Source organism: Williamsia sp. (genome assembly GCF_016462415.1).
Classification (GTDB): Bacteria; Actinomycetota; Actinomycetes; order Mycobacteriales; family Mycobacteriaceae; genus Williamsia_A.
In genome coordinates, this window is record NZ_JAEMTF010000173.1 from 1 (window position 1) to 4775 (window position 4775).

Consider the following 4775-nt stretch of genomic DNA (forward strand, 5'->3'; position numbering starts at 1 on the left):
GGGCGTACGAGGCGTGGCGCGACGCCGGCATCGATCCGCGACGGCTGCACAACACAGCCGATCGCTGAGCGTTCGACACGTCGGGATCCATCACGGCCCAGGGTGCGGTGGCGTCAACGCCCGACGGAGCAACGACCATCGACCGATGGCCTCGGTGCCCGTTGTCGGATAATGGCGTCCGTCCACAGGCACGACGTTCCATCCGCGCTCGTGGGCGAAGGCGACGGTCGACGGCCCGACAACCTCGTCGGATCGGGGCAGCACCGCGGTCACCGCGCATCGACAGTTCGCGGCGTCGCGGTCTCCGTCGAGCAGATCAGTCGAGGTGAATCGCCGATCGGCCCACTCGGCGAAGGCGACCTCGTCGCGGTGGCGTCGAATGTGTGCGCCCATCTCCAGCACCGGCGACGCCACGACCACGACGTCGGCACCGACATCGTCGGCCACCTGCAACCCGATCCACGCGCCGAAACTGACGCCGAGGATCGACACACTCTCGTAGCGACCGCTCGCCATGAGGCCGCCGATCGCGGACACGACGGCGGCGTTCACAGCGATGCGGTCGTGCCAGGCGCGCCGCTGCAGAGCGACGCCCAGATCAGCCGACCCCGGATAGTTGATCACCGCCACGTCGGCACCATCATCGGCGAGGTCCCGATACAGGCCGCCGTAGCGCAGGTCATCGAGTTCGTGACTGTCGGGACCGCCGTGCAGCGACACCACCAGACGACGAGATGCGGCCTGCCGACGGCGCACGATCACCGTCGGCAGCCCTGACACCTTGACCACCGCCATCTCGATCTCGGGGCGCGAAGACGCCGCACCGGCCACCTCCGAATCGCCGCAGCGCCAGCGTGATCCGAGAGACACGCCGGTGGTGCGCACGACGGGCTCATCGCCCGCCATGTCGTGCACCACCGAGGTGCCGCCCGACGCGACCTCGTGCCACGTACCGTGTCGCCGACGCACCACCGCCTGACGCCCTGAGGCGTCGACCACATGGCACACCAGGTCATCACCAGCCATCGCCGCGTTCAGAATCGTCGCGTCGCCCACCGCGACCGTTGTCTCGGAGTCGACGTGGATCACTCGCCAACGACGTTCGAGATCGGGACGGTCCGACACGAGGATCGAGGTCTCGGTCGTACCGCGAATTCGCCCACCCCCGCTCTTGTACAACCGATCGCCGACGACCAGGGCCCAGCCATCCGAGGACTGTGCCGCGATCACCCCATCACGAAGAAGGCGATGTGGGCGGTACGCGGGATCCGCAGCCACGCATACGGACGCCCCGCCGCAGAGATCGACGACCGTACGCGGCCCCCGACCGCTGATCGGGTCGAACACGGCCGCGACGGTCGCAGGACCCGGGATGAGTTCGCGGAGAACGTGGCTCGTCGCAGCCGGGACAGAGTCGAGCCGACAACTCTGTGGGGCCGCATCCGGGTGGAAGGACCGGCGAGTCACCCGAATCGACGTCTCCTGATGGTCGAGTTGGAACACACAAGCAGAACCCGGCACGACGAATACGCGGCCCATGGTCGGCAGGGGGGCCCGGGTGTACCCGCCGACGTCGAGGGAGTACAGCAGGCGATCGCGAGGCACGACGAACCAGAACACGCCGTCGGTGACGGCGACGGGGATCAGGAGATCCTCCTCGGCCACACACTCGATCATCAGCTGACCGTCGACGCCGCCGCGAGTTCGGATCGCGCACTCCACCGCCTGCCCAACAGCGCGACCACGAGTACCGCGTTGGCCAGGGTGAGCACACCCGCCACCTCCAGGAGCAGCTGTCCGCCGCCCGCCTCCCATAGTTGAGCGCCCACGAGACCACCGATGGCGTCGCCGGCCAGAAAGCCCGACTGCGCCAGACCGAACACCAGGCCCGAGCCGTTCGCGGGCACCAATGCGTACTGCACGGTCTCCTCGGTCACCACCGCGATCGAGACCATCGCGGCACGGACGACGAACGCGACGACGACGATCCAGAACGAGAAGTCGAGAAGCGCAGACACCCCGAGTGTCAGCACGCCGGCAGCGATCTCAGCTCCGACGAACGCCACGAACGGGCGCGACCCCAGCGACGCGTACCGCGCGAGCACGCTCGACACGGAGAATTGGCATGCACTGAGCAGTGCGATGCCGACCGCGGCTTCGGATGCGGTGCCACCGGCGCCGGTGAGGATCAGTGGTACGTAGGGCGTGACCATGCTGACGTAGAGGCCGGAGAGCGCGCTGATCGCCATCAGCGCGATGGCGAGCGACCGCCCGCGCGTCGGCTTCTGGTGGTCCGGTGGCGGGTCCCCGGCATCGGTGCGGGTGCGTTGACCATCCGGAACCGATCCGACCGACAGCCACAGCGCAGCGAGGAGCACGAGCACCGGGGCGAGGGCGAGAGCAACCGTCGGCCCGGTGTCGCCGAGCAGGAGAACCGCTGCGGCACCCAGGGTTCCGACGAACACCCCGGCTTGGCTGGTGGAGTTCCGGACCGCGACCAACCTCGGGATGTCGTCGTCGGGGACCATGCTTCGAATCCACGGACGAATGGCGACCAGGGCCGCCGACGCCCCGAACCCCGCGACGGCGGAGAAGACGATGACCGGCACGAGACCCGTGAGCAGTCGGCCGGTCAGTCCGACGGCGTAGAGCACGAGTCCGATGCGAACGAGATTCAGACCCCCGATTCGGTCGGCGAGCGCACCCCAGAAGAACGAGAGTCCACCGGCCACGGCCATCACCGCGTAACCGGCACCGAATGCGGTCAGTGCGCCTGCGGCCTCGAAGTACAACGGCTGCGCGGTCTTCGACATCCACATGCCGGAGGAAAACAGAAGCGAGTACACCGCCAGCCGCGTGGTGATCGAGAACTGCATCAGCCCCGTCCCGCAAGGGCTACCCGATTCCCCAGCAGGGCAGGTGATCCGGGATGCACCCGCAGCGCGTCGTCGATCACGGCGAGCGCGTCGGAATCGCGCCCCTCCCGCACCAGCACCTCCGCGTGTAACAGCGCCCATCGGTCGCGTTGCTTGTGATCGGCCGGTGGTGCCATCGACGACAACACCTCTGCCGCCGCGGCGACGTCACCGTGCCGGAGCCATGCGTAGGTTGCGTCGAGCTGCGGCCCCGGCGAATCCGGGGTGTTCGTGTGTGCGCCACGGTGAGCCGCTGCCGCCTCACCGTGGCGACCCTGGCGGCCCAGGTAGACACCGAGAAGCGACCATCCGGTCGCGAGTGTGTCATCGATGTCGAGTGCGATCCGGCACTGCGCGATCGCCCCATCGAGGTCGTCGGCAGCGCAGAGACATCGCGCGTATTCCAGGTGATACTCCGGCATGTGGGGGTCGACCTCCAGAAGTCGGTCGTACGTCGCGATGGCCGCGGCCAGATCCCCGCGTCGCACGTGACACTGGGCGAGGTTGTAGACCAGCACGCTGCGGTGCATCGCGATCTTCTCGTCGGTCGACGCCAACTCCGTGATGCCCCATTCCAGCAGTTCGATGGCCTCGTCGACCCTGCCCTCACGGAAGAGGACGAGCGCGTGGCCGTTGCGGTTGAACACCTCATCGAACCGGACGGCTTGATCGTTCCTGGTGGCGGTGTCGAGCGTTCCGAGGACCGAGTACGCCTCATCGAGGAGTCGGCCGCTCTCCGGCATGCTCCGGAGGCCGACAGGGTGGTGGCGCGCGTACAGCATCGACAGCCCGTACAGTGCTCGGACGCGATCGAGCGCAGATCCGTCGTCGGCCCAGCGCCGGTAATAGAACTCGGCGTCCAGTGTCCGGTCGAGCATCGCGTTTCCGAGCGCCATCAGGTTCCACACCCGCGGCGACTTCTCGACCTGCATCAGCCGGGAGCCGATCGCGACCGCGGACCACGCATCGCCGGCGTTGACGAACTCGAATGCGGCGCGGACCAGGTCATCGCAGGCAGCGGTGGTGGACTGCCCCAGCAGCGCACTTACCCGCAACTGATCCCCGTCGTCTCCGGGTACGACCGCCGTAGTGTCCGAATCGAACTCGATCGCGACCCGCCAGGCCGCACTGCGAACGGCCGCATCGAGGAACGCGCGGTCGGAGTCGGCGAGCGTCGCGCCGTCGACGACGCGCACACTTATCGGCCCGTGTACGTCGGCGACCCACCGCGCGGTCCCGACGAAGCTCCGGAGCGCTCGGTGGTGCTGGAAGAAGCGGATCTGGGAGTCGGTGGTCGCAGCGTCAGTCAGGCTGGTCGCGGCACCGCGGACGGAGGACGCCAGAGTCCCGTCGAGAGGGAACAGAATGCGCAGCCCGCGAGCGACCGCAGGCTCATGGGCGTCACCGGGTCCCACTCCGAGCTCTCGCAGCAACGTTTTGACGACCGGAAACGCGAACTCCGACGTTCCGAGCGCACTGATGGTGATCATCTCGGCCCTTTCGACAAACACCGAACGTGGGGCGCCGATCACTGATCGGCACCCCACGTGTTCGGCGATCAGAGGCCGGCGGCCTTGCCGCCATAGAGGACGGCGAAGTCGACCTTCTCTTCCTGCGGCTCGTCGATCGTCAGCTCCATGTCAACTGTCATCTCCATAGGTGATCTCCTTCATCGCGAACGCCCTCGGCTCTCGAGAGTGAAAACAAATTAGCCGGGGCAACGTTTCGTCCAGGAAAAAATGTATTTCTTTCGCGTAACGAGTTTGTCGAGTTCGTCCGTCGAGGACGCGACAGATGGCTGACCCTTCGGTAGCCTCGGCCGTGCGACTGGCGTAGGTGGTCGACCACCGGGAAGCGCAG

At 67.4% G+C, this 4775-nt stretch carries 3 protein-coding genes; all 3 read right to left on the bottom strand.

Going from position 1 to position 4775, the window contains the following annotated elements; translation table 11 throughout:
- Positions 1-90: 90 nt before the first annotated feature.
- From JHC79_RS22630 to JHC79_RS22640, 3 genes are read right to left on the bottom strand one after another with little or no spacing between them, the layout of a single operon-like run.
- On the bottom strand, positions 91-1677 hold the full coding sequence (locus JHC79_RS22630; protein WP_296395135.1) for a hypothetical protein: 1587 nt from the start codon (positions 1675-1677) through the stop codon (positions 91-93).
- Positions 1677-2876, bottom strand: a complete 1200-nt coding sequence (locus JHC79_RS22635; RefSeq protein WP_296395137.1) for an MFS transporter — start codon at positions 2874-2876, stop codon at positions 1677-1679. Before JHC79_RS22635 ends, JHC79_RS22630 begins: the two co-directional genes overlap by 1 nt.
- Entirely contained in the window at positions 2876-4405 is a 1530-nt protein-coding gene (locus JHC79_RS22640) for a tetratricopeptide repeat protein (protein WP_296395139.1), read from the bottom strand. The genes JHC79_RS22635 and JHC79_RS22640 overlap by 1 nt, the downstream gene beginning before the upstream one ends.
- Positions 4406-4775 lie beyond the last annotated feature (370 nt).